This is a genomic window from Streptomyces sp. NRRL F-5755, assembly GCF_001279365.1.
GTDB classification, from domain to species: Bacteria; Actinomycetota; Actinomycetes; order Streptomycetales; family Streptomycetaceae; genus Streptomyces; species Streptomyces rimosus.
The window spans coordinates 17,315-35,934 of the sequence record NZ_LGCW01000322.1; the positions used below are offsets into that span (position 1 = coordinate 17,315).

An 18,620-nucleotide genomic window follows, 5' to 3' on the forward strand; every position below is an offset into this window, starting at 1 on the left:
GTTACTTCGCGTACGGCGCCAGCGCCGCCGTCACCGTCGCCTCCAGCGTGGCGGGGTCGGCCCCCGTACGCGACCGCAGGTTGACCCCGTACGCGAGCAGGGCCAGCAGCCCGGCAGCGGCGTCCGGGTCCGCGCCCGGGGCGAGTTGACCGTGCGCGGCGGCGGTGCGGAGCACCGACCGCATGGCATCGACCAGCAACTGGTGGTGTTCGTCGAGCAGTTGGCGTACGGCGGGGTCGGCGCTGGACGGGCCGGTGTGGGCGTTGGCGACCAGGCAGCCCCAGCGGGCGTACGGGCCGTGGCAGCGCAGCCGGATCAGTTCGGTGAAGAACTCGGTGACGGCGGGCAGGCCGCGCGGGTCCGCCGCCAGCCGCGCGAACGCGGGCCGCGACCACTGTTCGACGTACCGGCGCAGGGCGGCGAGGTAGAGCTCCTGCTTCCCGCCGAAGGTGGCGTAGAGGCTGGAGCGGCTGACGCCGGTACGGTCGACGACCTCCTGGATGCCGGTAGCGGCGACGCCGCGCTCCCAGAACAGCCGGACCACGGCCTCCAGGGCCGCGTCCGGGTCGAAGTGCTTGATGTCCGGCATGCCCGGGCCCGCCGCCTTCCGTTCGCGTTCGTCCGCGTCCGCACTCGCCGGTACGCGCCGACTTCTTGAATCAGCCGTTCCAAGATAACCCCGCGCAGCCCTTGGCAAGAGGGGCCCGCACCCGTAACTTGAAACGACCGTTCCAAGTTTCGTGCGTCGCGCACGCCTCCCAGGACAGGTGGGCCAACCCATGAGTCTCAACGCCGAGTTGCACGCCTTCTTCACGAACCGCTACCCGCAGATCCCGGCCGCCGCGCGGGCGGTCATGGAGCGGGCCGGACGCGAACTGGCCGAATCCGGGCAGGCCGCCGAGGCGCCCGGCCCCGGCACGCCGGTCCCCGACTTCACGCTGCCCGCGGCGGACGGGCGGAAGGTCACCCTGAGCGGCCTGCTGGCCGAGGGGCCGGTCGTGCTCACCTTCTACCGCGGCGCGTGGTGCCCGTACTGCAACCTCGCGCTGCGCGCCCTCCAGGAGCACCACACCGCCATCACCGCGCGCGGCGCCCGGCTGGTGGCCGTCTCGCCGCAGGTGCCCGACGAGTCCCTGACCCTCGCCCAGAAGCATGAGCTGGCCTTCGACGTGCTCAGCGACGTGGGTTCCGAGGTCGCCGAGCGGTACGGCATCGCCTTCGACCTGCCCGAGGACCTGGCCGCCGTGTACGACTCCTTCGGCTTCGAGATGCAGCGCGTCAACGGCGGGCACCCGCGCACGCTGCCGCTGCCCGCCACCTTCGTCATCGACCGTACGGGCACGGTCCGCTGGACCTTCGCCGACCCCGACTACGTCAAGCGCGCCGAACCGGCGGACATCCTGGCGGCCCTGGACGCCCTCCCCACCGCCTGACTCCTGCCCCTCGACCCACAAACACGACAATCCCGCCAAAATAGGCGGAAACCCTTAGGTCCTCCTGAGACGATCCCCTCATGACCCCACGTTCCTTCGACGACCTGGTGGCCGAGGCGGAGTCCGTATCCGTCGCCGGCTGGGACTTCTCCTGGCTGGACGGCCGGGCCACCGAACAACGCCCCTCCTGGGGGTACCAGCGCTCCCTGGGCGCGCGGCTGGCGGGCGCCACCGCCGCGCTGGACATCCAGACCGGCGGCGGCGAAGTCCTGGCCGGCGCCGGCCCGTTGCCGCCGGTCATGGCGGCCACCGAGTCCTGGCCGCCGAACGTCGCGAAGGCGACCGCGCTGCTGCACCCGCTCGGCGCGGTCGTCGTCGCCGACCCGGACGAGCCGCCGCTGCCGTTCGCCGACGGCGCCTTCGACCTCGTCACCAGCCGCCACCCGGCCACCGTGTGGTGGTCGGAGATCGCCCGTGTGCTGCGCCCCGGCGGCACGTACTTCGCCCAGCACGTCGGCCCGGCCAGCGTCTTCGAGCTGGTCGAGTACTTCCTCGGCCCGCAGCCCGAGGAGGTGCGGCGCAAGCGCCACCCCGACGACGAGAGCCGGGACGCCGAGGCCGTCGGCCTGGAGATCGCCGACCTTCGGTCCGAATCCCTGCGCATGGAGTTCTTCGACATCGGCGCGGTGATCTACTTCCTGCGCAAGGTGATCTGGATGGTGCCGGGCTTCACGGTCGACGGCCACCGCGAACGGCTGCGCGAACTGGACGCGAAGATCCGGGCGGAGGGGCCGTTCGTGGCCCACTCCACCCGCTTCCTCATCGAGGCCCGCAAGCCCACCTGAGAGCCCGGGGTACGGGGCGGTTACAGCCGCCCCGTACCCCTCACGCCAGCTCGACCAACTCCGCGTACTCCCGCCCCCACAGGTCCTCCGTGCCCTCCGGCAGCACCAGCACCCGGTCGGGGCGGAGTGCTTCGACGGCGCCCGGGTCGTGGCTGACCAGCACGATCGCGCCGGGGTAGGCGCCGACGGCGGCCAGCACCTCGTCCCGGGAGGCCGGGTCGAGGTGGTTGGTCGGCTCGTCCAGGAGGAGGACGTTGGCGCGCGAGTGGACCAGACCGGCCAGCGCCAGCCGGGTCTTCTCGCCGCCGGACAGCACCCGTACCGGCTTGTCCCCGTCGTCCCCGGAGAAGAGGAACGCGCCGAGGACGTGCCGGGCCTCGCCGTCGGTCAGGTGCGGCGCGGCGGCGGCCAGGTTTTCGCGGACCGTACGGGACGGGTCGAGCGTGTCGTGCTCCTGCGCGAAATAGCCCAGCCGCAGCCCGTGCCCGGCGACCACCCGCCCCGCGTCGGGGGTTTCCCGCCCGGCCAGCAGCCGCAACAGGGTCGTCTTACCGGCGCCGTTGAGCCCGAGCACGACCAGCCGGCTCCCCCGGTCCACGGCCAGGTCGACGCCGTCGAGCACCCGGTGCTCCCCGTACGCCTTGGCCAGGCCGACCGCGCCCAGCGGCACCCGGCCGCACGGCGCGGGCTCGGGCAGCCGGATGCGCGCGGTCTTCTCGGCGCGCCGGACCGGCTCCAGTTCCGCGAGCATGCGGTCGGCGCGGCGGGCCATGTTCTTCGCGGAGACGGCCGTCGCGACGTGCGCGCGCATCTTGTCGGCCTGGCTGTGCAGCGCCGCCGCCTTTCGCTCCGCGTTGGCGCGCTCCCGTGCCCGGCGCCGGTCGTCCGCCGCGCGCTGGGCGAGGTAGGTGTGCCAGCCGGTGTTGTGCACGTCGAGTGCGGCGCGCGCCGGGTCCAGGTGGAACACCCGGTTGACGGTGTCGGCGAGCAGCCCGGTGTCGTGGCTGATCACCACCAGCCCGCCGCGGTACGCGGCCAGGAAGCCGCGCAGCCAGGCGACCGAGTCGGCGTCGAGGTGGTTGGTCGGCTCGTCCAGCAGCAGCGTGCCGTGCCCGGCGAACAGGATGCGGGCCAGCTCGACCCGCCGCCGCTGCCCGCCCGAGAGCCCGCCCACGGGCTGGTGCAGCACCCGCTCGGGCAGCCCCACCCCGGCCGCGACACGCGCCGCCTCGGCCTCGGCCGCGTACCCGCCGCGCGCTTGGAAGGCGTCCTCGGCCCGCACGTAAGCGGCCATCGCCTTCTCCTGCGCAGCGGCCCCCACGGCGTCGGCCAGCGCGTCAGCGGCACGTCGCAGGTCATGTACGGCCTGGTCCAGACCGCGCGCGGAAAGAATCCGGCCGGTGACGGTGACGGCCGGGCCATCCGCACGGGAATCCTGCGGCAGATGGCCGACGCTCCCCGTACGGACGATGTCCCCGGCAGCGGGCCGCACCCGCCCCGCCAGGGTGTCGAGCAGCGTCGTCTTTCCCGCCCCGTTGCGGCCCACCAGGCCGATTCGGTCACCGGGGGCGACATGGAAGGAAACGCCGGACAGCAGAAGCCGGGCGCCGACGCGCACGTCGGCACCACGAACGGTAATCATGGGTGAACACTCCGGAACAGCTCAAGGACACACGGGTGGCGTGGAAGCGGGTGTCCGAGCTAAGAAATCCGGGGGGTCGACATAGGGGCGAGGGTAAAGGGCGGTGGCCGCGGGGGGCGAGTGGTTTTCGGGCGCCGGGCCCGGCACGCATTCCGTGACCGGGGCGGTTCGGGCGCGGACCTCCGGAGGTTGTCCAAGATCCGGAAGTTCCGGACTTCCGCCGGTACCGACGCCTCCCCGAAACCTTCGATACGGGGTTAATCTTCGCGACGTACACACTGAGTTGTGCTGCATCGCAGGTCACCACGGAGCAGCCTGCCGGGTGTGCTGTGCCCCGCGATGCGGCGGCATTTGTGGGGGCTCCATGCACGAAATGGTCAAGGGTGGCAACGTCGGTCTGGCCGCCCTGAGCGAGGACACCGGCTCGCTGGTGGTGAGTCTGAGCTGGAGCAGCGCGTCGGGGGACGGCGACGCGGACGTCTCCATTCTGCTGCTGGGCGCGGACGGCAAGGTGCGCGGCGACGCGGACTTCTTCTTCTACAACAATCCGGCCGCCGCCGACGGCAGCGTGCAGTTACTCGGCAAGACGCCGACGGCCAACGGCAGCGAGGACCGGGTCGGCATCGACCTGACGGCCGTGCCCGCCGATGTCGAGCGCCTGGTGGTGGCGGCCAGCCAGTACGGTTCGGCGCGGTTCGGGCAGCTGGACGATCTGCGGGTGACGGTGGCCGACCGTACGGGCGAGCCGCTGCTCGGGTTCTCGATCAACGACGCCGGGGCGGAGAGCGCGTTCATCTTCGGGGAGCTGTACCGGCGGGGCGGGGAATGGAAGTTCCGCGCGGTCGGGCAGGGTTACGAAACCGGCCTCGCCGGGCTGGCCACGGACTTCGGCATCACCGTGGACGACGACGAGGACCCGGTGGCGGCGGAGGACGAGGAGCCGCAGGCTCCGCCGGCGCCCGCGGCGCAGGCGGAGACGGTGGTGGAGACGCCGGTGGCGGCCACCCCGGTGGTGACTCCCGCGCCCGCGGCCGAAATTCCGGCCCCCGTACCCGCCCAGCGGCCGGAACCGGAACCGGCCGCGGAACCGGCCCGGCGGCCCCGTGGCCCGCGTACGGCGAAGAAGAAGGTCACCCTGCCCAAGGTGGCGAAGAAGTCGCTCGCCGAGAACGACTCCTGGCGGCAGGCCCGGCTCTTCCCGGCGCCCACGCTCAAGAGCGACCGGGAGCGCGAGATGCGCGCGACCTCGGTGCTGCTGGCGGTGATGGCGCAGGTGCCGGAGTTCGGCCGGCGGCTCACCGCGGCGTTCGGTGCCCCGGCCGGCCGGATGCAGACGTTCACCGAGGTCACGCTGCCGAACGGGGACACGCCCCGGCGTCCGGACGGGGTGATCCGGGTGGAGCGGGCGGGAAAGCTGTGGACCGCTCTGGTCGAGACGAAGACCAACGGCAATCCGCTGAAGTCGGAGCAGGTCCAGGACTACATGGACATCGCGGCCCGGCGCGGCTACGAAGCAGTGATCACACTCTCCAACGACGTGGCGCTGGAGGGCAGTCCGCTGGTCGAGGTGAAGACCGACGGGCGCCGCAAGCACAAGGTGTCGCTGTGGCACCTGTCCTGGGCCGAGGTGGCGCACCAGGCGCAGCTGCTGATCCGCCACGAGGGCGTGGGCAATGCGGCGCACGCCTGGCTGCTCCAGGAGTTGCTGCACTACCTCCAGCACGAGAACTCCGGCTGCCATGGCTTCCAGAACATGGGCCCGGCCTGGGTGCCGGTCCGCAACGGCATCGATACGGACACGCTCTGCCAGGGCGACGAGCGCGCCGTGGCCGTCGTCGAGAGCTGGGAGCGGCTCATCCGCCAGGTCTGCCTGCGGCTCGGCGGGGAGCTGGGCCAGAAGGTGCTGCCCGTGCAGCGGGCCAAGCGCGGTACCGACCAGGCGAGCCGCCGCGCCGCGCTCGCCGACCGGCTCTGTGAGGAGGGCCGGCTGTCCGCCGAGCTGCGCATCGACACGACGCCCGGCATCCTGGCGATCACTGCCGACCTGCGGACCGGGAAGCTGCGTACGTCCATCGAGATCCCGGCGCCCGAGCAGGGGTACCCGCTCAGCTGGGTCAAGCGCCTGGTCCGGCAGCTCGCCGAGGCGCCGGCGGATCTGCATGTGGAGTCGCTGGTGGAGGGCAACCGGGGCCCGCGCGGCACGCTGGAAAGGCTGCGCCCGGAGCCGGGCGATCTGCTGCCCAAGGACGGGGCGGCCATCACCGGCTTCCGGCTCTCCCTCTTCAAGGGCATGGGCAGTACGCGCGGCAACGCGGAGTCCGGCTTCATCAGGAGTGTGGACGAGTCCGTGGACCGCTTCTACGCGAGCGTCGTCGCCCACCTCACCCAGTCCGGCGGCCCGGAGCGCCGGCCGCTGCGGCGCACCGCCGCGTCCGAAACGGCCGCCGTCGGCTGAGAGCCCATGCCCGAATGGGGCGGGGGAAGGCCCGTTTCCCGCCCGCTCCGGAAATTGCCCGGCACACAACGCCGGTCTCCGCAGTTTTTCCGCGAAGACCGGCGGGGCGGGGACCCCGTGGGCGCCGGAGGTCAGACCTCGGCGGCGATCCAGGCGATGTGCCAGCCGTTCTTGGCGGCGTATGCGGGGTCGATGGGCTGGCGGTCGACGCGGCGGACGTAGATGCGGAAGCCGGTCGGGGTGGCGTTGTACACGGTGTTTCCGCCGGTGGTCATCCACATGCGGTCGTCGCCGGTGAGGGCCGCGATATACGCGGGGGTGCCGGTGAAACCGCCCTCGCTGGTGTCGACGTCGATGTAAACGCCGTCGCCATTGCGGTCGGGATAGTTCTGCCAGCCTTCGCCGGGGGCCGTCCTGCCGGAAAGGAACTTGCCGTTCTGCATTGCTTGCTCCTGTCGCGTCCTCGTCGGAATGCGGACCGGCGATCCACTGATCGGCGGCCCTGGCAGTTTGGGCCTGAAAGTTGGGCATTAGCAAGGCCGTTCGACAGAGTTGGCCAGATGTGGGGAGTGCGAACGGGTGGTGGTCCGGTGGCCGGATCGGAGGGTTGACCCGGGGGCCGTACGGGCCTAGTCGGAGGGTCCGGCGGGCTTCATGATTCTTTTTCGGCTGGGGTTGACAGCCCCCGGCCGTCTTACAAACCTTGGACGCAGCCATTGCTTGGCGGCCCCGGCACCATCGACGCATGAGGAATTCGCGATCCGGGCCTCGCGACATGGATCTCTCCGGTACCGCGGCGCATATGCCGCACCGGAGCAGCCGATACGGCCTCTGTGTCGAACGCCGACGACGTCCCGTGCCGCGCTCGCCGCACCGCTTCCCCGGCACGAGGCCGATGACGGGCTTTTGGAGAGGGTTGTGGCAGCGCCGAAGGAGTCGAGGACAGGTGCGGGGGACGATGCGACGCGAAACCCGCGGATCAATTCGCGGGCGAGGGTACCGGCGGCCGCCGGCAACGGACCGTCCGCGCGGTATGAATTCCGGGCCGCCGCGGAATGGGCGGAATTCGGTGCGGTGATCGATCTGGCCTACGGCGGCCATCCGCACTCCCCCGCGCACAGCGCCGTGGTCGGTGCGTTATTCGAGCCCAAACGTTCTCTCGTCGCGTGTTACGGCGGCCGCCCGTGCGCCACCTTCGCCGGATACGCGCTGGAAATGACGCTGCCCGGCGGACCGGTCCCGGTGGCCGGCATCGGATATGTCGCGGTGGCGCCGCCCCACCGGCGCCGCGGCCTGATGCGCGAGCTGCTGCGGCGGGCGCTCACCGCGCTGCACGAGGAGCGGGGCGAGCCGGTCGCGGTGCTGCACTCGACCGAGCCGGGCATCTACGGGCGGTTCGGGTTCGGCCTGGCATCCCAGGCCGTCGAACTGTCCGTACCGCCCGAGGCGCGCGCGTTCACGCACGAGCCGGACGGCGACGGCCTGACGCCGGAGGTCCTCTCACCCGAGGACGCGGGCGCCGCCGTCGCCGCCGTCTACGACGCCTGCCTGGCCGAACGTCCCGGCATGCTGCGGCGCGACGCCGCCTGGCAGCGCCGCGCCGTCGAGGACGAACCGGCCTCCCGGCACGGCGCGGGACGGCTGCTGTGCCTGGTGGCGTCGGGCCCCGGCGGTGAACCCCGCGGCTATGCGCTGTACCGGATGCGGCCCGCCTGGCAGCGGTCCCGGCCGCGCTACGAACTGACCGTACGAGAACTCTTCGCGCGCGACGCCGCCGCGTACGCCTTCATGTGGCGCGCGCTGCTGGACACCGATCTGACCGGGACCGTCAGGGCGCAGACCCGCCCCGTCGACGACCCGTTGCTGGCGCTGCTCGACGACCCGCGCAGCGCCGCGCCCACCCTGCGCGACCAGCTCTACGCCCGCGCCGTCGACCTGGACCGGGCTCTGACCGCCCGCACGTACAGTGCGCCGGTCGATGTGGTGCTGGAGGTGAGCGACGCCATGTGCCCCTGGAACGCGGGGCGTTGGCAGCTCACCACGGACGCCGACGGATTCGCCGAGTGCACGCGGACGGGTGCGGCGGCCGACCTCGCCCTCACCGCCCGTGAGGTAGGGGCGGTTCTGCTGGGCGGCGGCTCGCTGGTGCAGCTGGCACACGCCGGCCGGGTCGCCGAGCTGCGGCCGGGCGCGCTGCGCGCCGCCTCCGCCGCCTTCCGCCACGACCCGGCGCCGTTCTGTCCGATGGCGTTCTGAGGCCGGAAGCCGGTCACCCCCGGACCGCCGCCTCCGGCGTTCCCCACTGCCCTCAGGCGCGTCCCCACCCACCCTTCCCTAGGAGCCCCCATGCCCGGACCCGGCTATGCCTTCTTCGGTGACGAGGAGCGCGACAACGTCGAGCAGGTGCTGGAAACCTGGTCGCGGACGACCACCGCGCACTCCTACCCGCTGGGCGACCTCACCCAGACCAGACTGTTCGAGCAGGCCGCGGCGCACCGGCTGAGCAGCCCGTACTGCCTGTCCGTCAACAGCGGCACCTCCGCGCTGCTGACCGCCCTCGCCGCGCTCGGCATCGGCCCCGGCGACGAGGTCATCGTGCCGGGCTACATGTACAGCGCGTGCCTGGCGGCCATCGTCTACAGCGGCGCCACCCCGGTGCTCGCCGAGGTCGACGCCTCGCTCACCCTCGACCCCGGCGACGTACGGCAGCGGATCACCGGGCGCACCAAGGCGCTGATGCCGGTGCACATCCTCGGCGCGGCCTGCGACCTGGCCGCCCTGCGGCGGATCGCCGGCGAGCACGGGCTGCTGATGCTGGAGGACGCGGCGCAGGCGTGCGGCGGCACCTACCGGGGGCGGCCGCTGGGCACGTTCGGGCAGGCGGGGGCCTTCTCGCTCAATATGTTCAAGATCATCACCGGTGGGGACGGCGGCTTCCTGCTCACCTCCGACGAGCGGGTCTTCCAGCGCGCGTACGGCTTCCACGACCACGGCTGGTTCCCGTACCGGCGCGAGGAGGGCCCCGGCGACCGGCTGTGGGGCCTGAACCTACGGATGACGGAGCTGACGGCGGCCGTGGCGCGCGCCCAGCTCGGCCGCCTGGACGCCGTGCTGGCGCGCACCCGCGGGCTGCGGGACGAGCTGCTGGAGCAGATCCCGGAGCGGGACGGCATGGTGCGCCGCTACCTGCACGACGCGGACGGAGACTGCGCTTCCGTGCTCGTGTACGTCTTCGACGAGCGGGCCGACGCCGAGGCCGTCGCCAAGCGCCTCGGCACCAAGACGCTGCTGCACTCGCCCAAGCACTACTACGGCGGCCTGCCCGAACTGCCCGCGCTGGCCGCCCCGGACGGCTCCTCCTGCCCCTTCCGCCAGCCCGCCGAGGTCTGGCGGCGGGACGGCTGGCGGGCGGGCGCGCTGCCCCGTACCGACGATGTGCTGAGCCGGTCGCTGGCGCTGACCGTCGGGCTGTCCGACACCTATCTGGGCGCCGACTTCGGGGTGAACGTCTTCAGCGGCGGCGACGAGATCGCCGAGGTCGCCGAGCGGTTCCGCGAGACGGCGGACGAAGTGCTCGGCTGACCGGCTCCGCGGGCCCGCCCCGTACAGCCGGCCTCCGCCCCGTACGACCGGCCCCCCGCCCCGTACGACCGGCCTCCGTCCCCTACGTCCGATCTCCCCTCCCCCCGGACCGCCCCCGCCCGAGGAAAGGACCCTCATGCCCGCGACCCGAACCACCGCGCAGCTGCCCGGCAGAGCCTCCAGGCCCCTGGTCAGCGTCGTGGTGCCGTGCTTCGACGAGGCGGCCGTCATCGGGGAGACGCACCTGAGGCTCAGCGCCGTCCTGCGCGGCCTGCCGGAGTGCGAGTACGAGGTGGTGTACGTCGACGACGGCAGCGGGGACGCCACCTGGGACCGGCTCACCGAACTCGCCGCCGACGACGTGCGGGTCCGGCTGGTGCGGCTGACCCGCAACTTCGGGCACCAGCCGGCCGTCCTCGCGGGCCTGCGCGAAGCGGCCGGGGACGCGGTGGTGACCATCGACGCGGACCTCCAGGACCCGCCGGGCCTCATCGTCGACATGGTCGAGCGCTGGCGCGCGGGCTGGGCGGTGGTCTCCGCGCGGCGTACCGCTCGGGAGGGCGAGAGCCGCTTCAAGACCGGCACCGCGCACGTCTTCTACCGGCTGCTGGCCGCGGTCGCCGACCACCCGGTGAACCTGGACACCGGGGACTTCCGCCTGCTGGACCGCGAGGTCGTCCGCACGCTCTCGCTGCTGCCGGAGAGCGAGCTGTACCTGCGCGGCTCGGTGTGCTGGGCGGGCTTCCCCGAGACGAGCCTGGAGTACGGGCGGCTGCCCCGGCTGGCCGGCCGGACGAAGTACACGCTGCGCAAGATGGCCGGGCTGTCCCGGCGCGGGCTGCTCGCCTGCTCGTCCGCCCCGGCCAGAGTGCCCGCCGTCGTCGGCCTGGCCTGGCTCGGCGGTACGGCCACGGCCTCGGCCGTGCGGGGCCGCCCGCTGCCGCTGGCCGCGTGGACCTTCGGCTGCGAGGCGGTGCTGCTCGGGCTGCTGGGCGAGTACCTGCTGCTGGTGCACCGCGAGGTGCGCGGGCGGCCACCGTACGTGGTCCGCCAGCGGTGGGCGGCCGGGGTGCCGACGCCGGTGGAGATGGTCCCGGTCGAGATGGCCGAGCACTCCAAGGCGTGGGCCGCCGGGAGCGCCCGGTGAGCGCCGGGGACGCGCAAGGGCCCTGGGACGTGATCGTGGTCGGTGCCGGGTTCACCGGCCTGGCCGCCGCGCAGGAACTCGCGCGGGCCGGGCTGCGCTGCCTGGTCCTGGAGGCGGACGACCGGGTGGGCGGCCTGGCGGGCACGTTCCCCGTCGGCGACCGGCAGCTGGAGCGCTTCTACCACCACTGGTTCGCCTCCGACACCGACATCTTCCGGCTCTGCGCCGACCTCGGCCGCGCCCACCTGGTGCGGCGCCACCACGGCCGTACCGGCTTCTACTACGCGGGCGGCATCCACCGCCTGTCCTCCCCGCTCGACGTGCTGCGCTTCGCGCCGCTGCCGCCCGCCGACCGGCTGCGCCTGGGCCGCTCGGTGCTGCGTGCCGGACGCGTGCGGCACTGGCGCGAACTGGAGGCGCTGACCGCCGAGGAGTGGCTGGTCTCGCTGGGCGGGCGGCGGGTGTACGACCGGGTGTGGCGGCCGTTGCTGGAGGGCAAGTTCGGCCCGTACGCGCCCGAGGTCGGCGCCACCTGGATGTGGACGAAGCTGCACCTGCGGGGCGGCAGCCGCAGCCGGTCGGGCCGCGAGGTCCTGTACTACCTGCACGGCGGCTGCGGCGCCCTGCTGGACGCCTGGCTGATCCGGCTGGCCGCGCTGGGCGTACGGATACGGACCGGCTGCCGGGTGTCGGAGGTCCTGACCGGGCCGGACGGCGTGACCGGGGTCCGGTGCGGCGGCGAGGTCATCGACGCGCCCCGGGCGCTGCTGACCTGCGCGCCCGGCCCGGCGGCCGCCCTGCTCGCCGGGTCCGGCCACCCCGGGGTCCCGGCGCTGCGCCGCCGGCTCGGCGCGATCCCGTACCTGGCCAACCTGTGCCTGGTGCTGGAGAACGACCGGCCGCTGTCGGACACGTACTGGCTCAACGTCACCGACCCGCGCTTCCCGTACGTCGGCGTCATCGAGCACACCAACCTCGACGCGCCGGAGCACTACGGCGGGCGGCACCTGGTCTACCTGTCCGCCTACCTGCCGGCGCAGGCCCCGCTCTACCGGATGAGCGACGCGGAGGTCTTCCGCCACAGCCTTCCGCACCTGCGCCGGATGTTCCCGGCGTTCCGCGCCGACTGGGTGCGCGCCCACCACGTCTGGCGCGCCGACCACGCGCAGCCGGTCATCACCCGGCACTACTCGCGGGCCGTGCCCGGCGTCGAGAACGCCGTACCCGGCCTCTATCTGGCCTCGATGGCCCAGGTCTTCCCGGAGGACCGGGGCACCAACTACGCGCTGCGCGGCGGGCAGCACGCCGGCCGGCTGATCGCCGACCGCGTCCGTACGGCGGCGCGCCGTACCGGCCGCACCGCCGCGCCCCACGACGTCGCCCCACGGATCGGAGCGGACCATGACTGACCCCCGGGCCCTACCGCCCCTGTTCACGACGGAGGACTGCGAACGCATGCCCGCCCATCAGGTGCACGACCTCTACCGGCACTACGTCAGCCGCTCCCAGGTCTCGCTCCTCGGCTCCTTCGGCTTCGGCCAGGACCTGGTCGACCACGCGGAGGGCTGCTGGATCACGCTGCGGGACGGGCGCCGCATCCTGGACTTCACCGGCGGGATCGGCGTGCTCAACCACGGGCACAACCACCCCCGGCTCCTGGCGGCCCGCCGCCGCTTCGGCGAGCGGCGCGCCATGGAGGTCCACAAGAACTTCCTCTCACCGTACGTGGCGGCGCTCAGCCACAACCTGGCCCGGCTGCTGCCCGGCGACCTGAACATCAGCTACTTCCCCAACTCCGGAGCCGAGGCCGTCGAAGGCGCCGTGAAGCTGGCGTACAAGTACCACCGCGGGCACCGCGGCACGGTGCTGCACAGCGACATCTCCTTCCACGGCAAACTGCTCGGCGCGGGCAGCCTCACCGCCTCCCCCGAGGTGGACTTCCCCTACCCCCGCCTGCCCGGCACCGACCACTTCGCCTACGACGACCTGGAGTCCTTCGCGCTCGCCCTGGAACGGCACCGGACCGGCAGCGGCGGCAGCGATGTGTACGCGGTGGTGCTGGAGCCGTTCAGCGCGTCCAGCGTGCGCGAGTGCTCGGAGGGGTTCCTGCGCGAGGTCCGCAGGCTGTGCACGGAACAGGACATCGTCCTGATCTTCGACGAGGTGTACACGGGCTGGGGACGGACGGGCACGCTCTTCCACTTCATGCGCCACCCCGGCCTGGTCCCCGACGTGGTGACCACCTCGAAGTCGTTCGGCGGCGGCAAGTCCTCCATCTCCGGCTACACCGCGCGCGAGCCGGTCTTCCGCGCCGCGTATGACAACCACGCCGACGCGACGCTGCACAGCACCACGTACTACGGCTTCGGCGAGGAGACCGCGACCGCGCTGGAGGCCGTCTCCATCGCCGTCGAGGACGACTATCCGGCGCGCGCCGTGCGGATCGGCGAGCGGCTGGGCGGCGGCCTCGCCGACCTCGCCGCACGCCACCGCTCCCTGGTGAGCGGCACCTTCGGCCGGGGCGCGCTGCACGGCCTGTTCCTCAAGGACGGCAACCCCGGTCTGGACCGGCTGCTGCGCCTGGTGCCCTCGACCTTCGCCAGGGACCCGCGCGCCCGCCGCAAGCTCGTCACCGCCGCGGTGATCGCCTCCCTCTACCGCGACTTCGGCGTCCTGGCCTACTACGGCTCCAACCACGGCCTGCCGCTCATCGCCTCACCGCCGCTGGTGGCCGAGGAGACCGAGGTCGAGGTGTTCCTCCAGGCGCTGGACTCGGTGCTGGAGCAGGGGGCCGGGCGGCTGCTGGCCCGCTTCGCCAAGGACGTACTGGCGCAGCACGTACCCGTACGGGGGAAGGAGGCCAGAGAGCAGGTGGTGGCGCGGTGAGCGGCGGACACCTGGTGGACGGCGGTCGGATGGCGCGGGCCCTGCGGGCGAGCGGACTGCCCGCCCTCTGGGCGGACCGCTATCCGGCGCTCGCCGACCCGCTCGTCGGCGCGCGCGCTGCCGCGCATGTCAGCGGGTCGCTGGGGCGGCTGCCGGTGGCATACCGCATCGCCGCCGAAGTTGCCCTGCGCGCGGCCGGGTTGGCGATCCGGCCCCTGCCTGCCGCCAAGCGCGACCGGCTGGCGCGGCTGCCCGGCTTCGGCCGGCTCCTGGCCGTCACCGACTCCCTCGCGCTGTACGGCGGGCTGGACGGTGAACCGACTCCATGGAACGCCGCCTTATGAACCGTCGCCACACCCCTGCCCGCACCGTCTCCTGCGACGCCCTGGTCATCGGCTCCGGAGCCGGTGGCGCGGTCGCCGCACTGGAGCTGGCGCGGGCCGGTCACCCCACCGTCGTCCTGGAGGAAGGCCCCCGGACGACCACCGCCGAACTCGCCGCGTCCGCACCCGCCGCGAACCTGCGCCGCCTCTACCGCGACGCCGGGCTGACCCCCATCCTCGGCAGCCCGGTCATCCCGTACGGCGAGGGCCGCTGCGTCGGCGGCAGCACGGTCGTCAACGGCGGGCTGCTGTGGGCACCGCCGGACGCGCTGCTGGACCGCTGGGCGCGGGTGATGGGCACCACCGACTACCGCGCCGAACGGCTGGCCGGACACCTGAGCACGGTGTCCGAACGCCTCGGCGCCGGCGAGCAGCCGCACGGCGACGGCAACGCGGACTCGCGGCTGCTCGCCGAGGCGGCCGACGCCCTGGGCTGGCGGTGGTCCGCCGCCCGGCGGGCCGCCCCCGGCTGCCGCCACCTGAACCGCTGCCCGACCGGCTGCCCCGCCGGCGCCAAGCGCAGCATGCTGGTCAGCTATCTGCCGGAGGCGGAGCGGTACGGGGCGGTCATCGAGCCCGGGACGCGGGCCGTGCTGCTGCGGCACGACGGCCGCACCGTGCACCGCGTTTCGGCTCTCGGCGGCCCGGACGGCCGCACCCGCATCGACTACCGGCCGCGTACGGTCTTCCTCGCCGCCGGGTCCGTCGGCAGCGCCCTCCTCCTCCAGCGCAGCGGCATCCACGCCCGCACCGCCGGACGGGCCATGGGGTTCCACGTCAACTTCCGCCTGGTGGCCCGCTTCGCCGACCCGGTGCACGCCGGGCGCGGCACGATCTTCACCGCCCAGCTGCGGGAGTTCGAGGACCTGGGCATCCACGTGATGCCCGCCAACCTCACCCCCGGATCGCTCGCGGCGGCGCTCGCCGGGCACGGGCCCGCGGTGGTCAACCCGCTGCTGGCGGACCTGCCGCGGGTCGCGGTGTACACGGTGCAGGTACGGATGAGCGGACGGATCGCCGTACGCCATCTGCCGGGCGGCGGACGCCTGTTGCGGCACCGGATGGCTCCGTACGACCGCGGCCTGCTGCGCTTCGCGCTCGGCCGGGCGGCGCGGCTGCTGTTCCGGGCGGGTGCGGTGGAGCTGTACCCGCCCTGTACCGGCGTACTGCGTTCGCAGAGCGCGGCGCGGGAGTTCGCGGTCCGTGCGGACCCGCGCGGCTGGGACCTGGTGTGCGTCCACGCCATGGCGTCCTGCCCGATGGGGTGGTCGGCGCTGGGCGGGGTGTGCGACCAGCACGGCCGCCCGTACGGTTTCACGAACCTCCGGCTGTGCGACGCCTCGGTGCTGCCCGGACCGGCCGGGCTCAGCCCGCAGGGCACGGTCATGGCCTTCGCGCACGAGATCACCGCCCGCTACCTCTCCTCACCCCCTCAGGTCCCCACGAGGAGGCACTGTGACAGCGACACCCCATCCTGATCCCGACGGCGCGCGGCACCGCGCCGAAGGCCGCCCGCGCGGCCTGCTCCGCCCCACCGGTCCCGTCGTGGACTGCGACATCGCCGTCATCGGCTCCGGCATGGGCGGCGCGACCCTGGCGTACGCCCTGCGCGGCACCGGCGCGCGGGTCCTGGTCGTCGAGCGCGGCGACTTCCTCCCCCGGGAGTGGCAGAACTGGTCCGCGCCCGCGGTCTTCACCGCCGGGCGCTACCGCAACGCCGAACCCTGGTACGACGCCGGCGCCGGCCGCTATTTCGACCCCGGCGTGCACTACTACGTCGGCGGCAACACCAAGGTCTTCGGCGCCACCCTGCCGCGCTTCCGGGAGGCCGACTTCGGTCCGATGGAGCACGCGGAGGGCGTCTCGCGCGGCTGGCCCTTCCCGTACGGCGTGCTGGAGCCGCACTATGCGCGCGCCGAACGCCTCTACCGGGTGCACGGCGCGCGCGGGGCCGATCCGACCGACCCCTGGCGCTCCGGCGAGTACCCGTGGCCCGCCGTGGCCCACGAACCCGCGGTCGCCTCGCTCGCGGAGTCGCTGCGCGCCCAGGGCCTGAAGCCGTTCGCGCTGCCCACCGGCGTCGACCTGCGGCCGGACGGCGCGTGCCTGCGCTGCGCCACCTGCGACGGCTTCCCGTGCCTGGTCGAGGCCAAGAGCGACGCCGACGTGTGCGCGCTGCGGCCCGCGCTGGCCGCGGGCAACGTCTCGCTGCTCACCCGGACCACCGTCACCCGGCTGGTGACCGGTCCGTCCGGGCGGCGGGTGACCGCGGCGCTGGCCCAGTACGAGGGCAGGGAGCTGCGTATCCAGGCCGGGCGTTTCGTGCTGGCCTGCGGAGCGGTCAACACGGCCGCGCTGCTGCTGCGTTCGGAGTCCGGCGCCCTGCACACCGGCCCCGTACGGGAAACCGGACTGGCCAACGGCTCCGGGCAGGCCGGGCGCAACTACATGGTGCACAACTCGACGTTCCTGATGGCCGTCGACCCGCGCCGCGCAGACGAGGTGGTGTTCCAGAAGACGCTGGGCGTCAACGACTGGTACCTGGGCAACGGCACCCACGGCCCGCTCGGCAACGTACAGGCCCTGGGCAAGCTGCGGGCCCCCTCGGCGGGCGGCCTGTGGCCGAGGGCCCCGCGCCCGCTGCTCGCCGCCGCCACCCGGCGCAGCATGGACCTCTACCTCACCAGCGAGGACCTGCCGGTGCCGGACAACCGGGTGACCGTCGGCCCCCGGGAGCGGGTCGAGGTGCACTGGCGGCCGGTGAACCTGCCGCCGCACCGCGAGCTGGTGCGCCGCGCCACGGCCATGATGCGCCGGGCGGGCTTCCCGCTGGTCTTCACCCGGCGGATGGGCATCGCCGTCAACTCGCACCAGTGCGGCACCGCGGTGGCCGGGGAGGACCCGGCGACCAGCGTCGTCGGCCCGGACTGCAAGGCGCACGAACTGGACAACCTGTGGGTCGCGGACAGCTCCTGGTTCCCGTCCTCGGCGGCGGTCAACCCGGCGCTGACGATCGCCGCGAACGCGCTGCGGATCGCGCCCATGGTGGCGGGGATCGCGGACGTCGCGGAGGAGATGGAGGTGCCGTACGGGCCCGGGGCGGGCGACCCCCGGGACGGCGGCCCCGCGGGTCCGTGCCCCACCGGCGGCCCCCGGCGGGACGGAGGGACCGCGGGCCCATGATCGTCGACCACGCCTACGACCTGGTCACCGACGACCTCTTCCTGCGCCTGGACGGACTGCTGCCGCACGCCGAGCTGTTCCTGAAGCTGGAAGGGCTCAACCCGGCCGGGTCGGTCAAGCTCAAGACCGCCACCGGCCTGGTCGAGGACGCCGAGCGGCGCGGCGTGCTGCGCCCCGGCGGCTCGCTGATCGAGTCGTCCTCCGGCAACCTGGGCATCGCCCTGAGCGCGGTCTGCGCGGCCAAGGGCTACACCTTCACCTGCGTCACCGACCCGCACGTACCGCGACAGAGCGTCGCCCTGATGCGCGCGTTCGGCGCCCACGTCTGCACCGTCGACACCCGCGACGGCAACGGCGGCTACCTGGGCAGCCGGATCGCGCTGATCCGCAGTGCCCTGGACCTCGACCCGACGCTGACCTGGCTCAACCAGTACGCCAACCCCGCCAACCCGGCCGTGCACGCGGCGCGCACCGCGGCCGCCGTGCTGCGCGAGATCCGCACCGTGGACTACCTCTTCGTCGGCGCGGGCACCACCGGCACCGTCATGGGCTGCGCCGCGCACTTCCGCCGCCACTCGCCCCGGACGACGGTCGTCGCGGTGGACGCCGAGGGCTCGGTGACCTTCGGCGGCCCGCCCGGCCCCCGCCGCATCCCGGGCCTGGGCACCAGCCGGGTGCCGGAGATCTGCCGCCCGCGCGACGTGCACCGGGTGGTGTCGGTGCCCGAGCGGGACGCCGTGCTGATGTGCCGCCGGCTCGCCCGCGGCCACGGCCTGGCCGTCGGCGGCTCCACCGGCTCGGTGCTCAGCGCCGTCCTGCGGCTGCGGCCCGACATCCCGCCGGGCGCCCGCGTGGTGGCGCTCTCCGCCGACCTCGGCGAGCGCTACCTGGACACCGTGTACGACGACGCCTGGGTCACCGGGCACTTCGGCGCGGCGGTGGCCGGACGGTCCGGCCGCCCCCGTCATTCCGGAACAACGCAGGCCGCCCCAGAGGAGGTTCGCTGAATGATCCCGCCCTCCCCCGTGAACGCCGCCCCGGCACCCGGCCGCCCCCGGCCCCCC

The 18,620-nt window shown here is 73.6% G+C and carries 15 protein-coding genes; 12 read left to right on the forward strand and 3 right to left on the reverse strand.

Annotated elements, in window-relative coordinates; genetic code table 11:
- Window position 1 precedes the first annotated feature (1 nt).
- Complete coding sequence (locus tag ADK86_RS39175) at window positions 2–589, reverse strand: TetR/AcrR family transcriptional regulator (protein ID WP_053700931.1); 588 nt, start codon at window positions 587–589, stop codon at window positions 2–4.
- A 190-nt stretch (window positions 590–779) separates the two neighbouring features.
- On the opposite strand from ADK86_RS39175, the gene ADK86_RS39180 reads away from it, so the two are divergent.
- Both ADK86_RS39180 and ADK86_RS39185 read left to right on the forward strand, forming a co-directional pair.
- Complete coding sequence (locus ADK86_RS39180) at window positions 780–1,433, forward strand: peroxiredoxin-like family protein (protein ID WP_053700932.1); 654 nt, start codon at window positions 780–782, stop codon at window positions 1,431–1,433.
- A gap of 80 nt (window positions 1,434–1,513) precedes the next feature.
- Window positions 1,514–2,278 (forward strand): class I SAM-dependent methyltransferase, encoded by a 765-nt coding sequence (locus ADK86_RS39185; protein WP_053700933.1) that lies wholly within the window; start codon window positions 1,514–1,516, stop codon window positions 2,276–2,278.
- A 40-nt stretch (window positions 2,279–2,318) separates the two neighbouring features.
- On the opposite strand, the gene ADK86_RS39190 is transcribed toward ADK86_RS39185, so the two are convergent.
- Window positions 2,319–3,920 carry an ABC-F family ATP-binding cassette domain-containing protein gene (locus ADK86_RS39190; RefSeq protein ID WP_199834559.1) on the reverse strand — a complete coding sequence of 534 codons (1,602 nt, stop codon included), beginning with the start codon at window positions 3,918–3,920 and terminating at the stop codon, window positions 2,319–2,321.
- A 373-nt stretch (window positions 3,921–4,293) separates the two neighbouring features.
- On the opposite strand from ADK86_RS39190, the gene ADK86_RS39195 reads away from it, so the two are divergent.
- On the forward strand, window positions 4,294–6,375 hold the full coding sequence (locus ADK86_RS39195) for a TerD family protein (protein ID WP_053700935.1): 2,082 nt from the start codon (window positions 4,294–4,296) through the stop codon (window positions 6,373–6,375).
- Window positions 6,376–6,506: 131 nt separating this feature from the next.
- Here the strand turns inward: ADK86_RS39195 and ADK86_RS39200 are convergent, their stop codons facing one another.
- The gene (locus tag ADK86_RS39200; RefSeq protein ID WP_053700936.1) at window positions 6,507–6,818 is read right to left on the reverse strand and encodes a hypothetical protein; all 312 of its coding nucleotides are present in this window, start codon (window positions 6,816–6,818) and stop codon (window positions 6,507–6,509) included.
- A gap of 211 nt (window positions 6,819–7,029) precedes the next feature.
- Between ADK86_RS39200 and ADK86_RS39205 the strand changes: the two genes are divergently transcribed.
- The 9 genes from ADK86_RS39205 to sbnA all read left to right on the forward strand — a co-directional run bounded on the left by ADK86_RS39205 (window position 7,030) and on the right by sbnA (window position 18,563).
- Window positions 7,030–8,631, forward strand: a complete 1,602-nt coding sequence (locus tag ADK86_RS39205) for a GNAT family N-acetyltransferase (protein WP_078952562.1) — start codon at window positions 7,030–7,032, stop codon at window positions 8,629–8,631.
- A gap of 90 nt (window positions 8,632–8,721) precedes the next feature.
- A complete protein-coding gene (locus tag ADK86_RS39210) occupies window positions 8,722–9,957 on the forward strand; it encodes a DegT/DnrJ/EryC1/StrS family aminotransferase (RefSeq protein WP_053700938.1) in 1,236 nt (411 codons plus the stop codon).
- Between the two features lie 136 nt (window positions 9,958–10,093).
- Entirely contained in the window at window positions 10,094–11,104 is a 1,011-nt protein-coding gene (locus ADK86_RS39215; protein ID WP_053700939.1) for a glycosyltransferase family 2 protein, read from the forward strand.
- Window positions 11,101–12,513, forward strand: a complete 1,413-nt coding sequence (locus ADK86_RS39220; RefSeq protein ID WP_324611444.1) for an NAD(P)/FAD-dependent oxidoreductase — start codon at window positions 11,101–11,103, stop codon at window positions 12,511–12,513. Before ADK86_RS39215 ends, ADK86_RS39220 begins: the two co-directional genes overlap by 4 nt.
- Complete coding sequence (locus ADK86_RS39225) at window positions 12,506–13,990, forward strand: aspartate aminotransferase family protein (RefSeq protein ID WP_053700940.1); 1,485 nt, start codon at window positions 12,506–12,508, stop codon at window positions 13,988–13,990. Before ADK86_RS39220 ends, ADK86_RS39225 begins: the two co-directional genes overlap by 8 nt.
- Window positions 13,987–14,334 carry a hypothetical protein gene (locus ADK86_RS39230; RefSeq protein ID WP_053700941.1) on the forward strand — a complete coding sequence of 116 codons (348 nt, stop codon included), beginning with the start codon at window positions 13,987–13,989 and terminating at the stop codon, window positions 14,332–14,334. The genes ADK86_RS39225 and ADK86_RS39230 overlap by 4 nt, the downstream gene beginning before the upstream one ends.
- Window positions 14,331–15,851: a GMC family oxidoreductase N-terminal domain-containing protein gene (locus tag ADK86_RS39235; protein WP_053700942.1), complete on the forward strand. Its 1,521-nt coding sequence runs from the start codon at window positions 14,331–14,333 to the stop codon at window positions 15,849–15,851. Before ADK86_RS39230 ends, ADK86_RS39235 begins: the two co-directional genes overlap by 4 nt.
- A complete protein-coding gene (locus ADK86_RS39240) occupies window positions 15,829–17,556 on the forward strand; it encodes an FAD-dependent oxidoreductase (protein ID WP_053700943.1) in 1,728 nt (575 codons plus the stop codon). Before ADK86_RS39235 ends, ADK86_RS39240 begins: the two co-directional genes overlap by 23 nt.
- Window positions 17,553–18,563: a 2,3-diaminopropionate biosynthesis protein SbnA gene (gene sbnA / locus ADK86_RS39245; RefSeq protein WP_053700944.1), complete on the forward strand. Its 1,011-nt coding sequence runs from the start codon at window positions 17,553–17,555 to the stop codon at window positions 18,561–18,563. The genes ADK86_RS39240 and sbnA overlap by 4 nt, the downstream gene beginning before the upstream one ends.
- Window positions 18,564–18,620 lie beyond the last annotated feature (57 nt).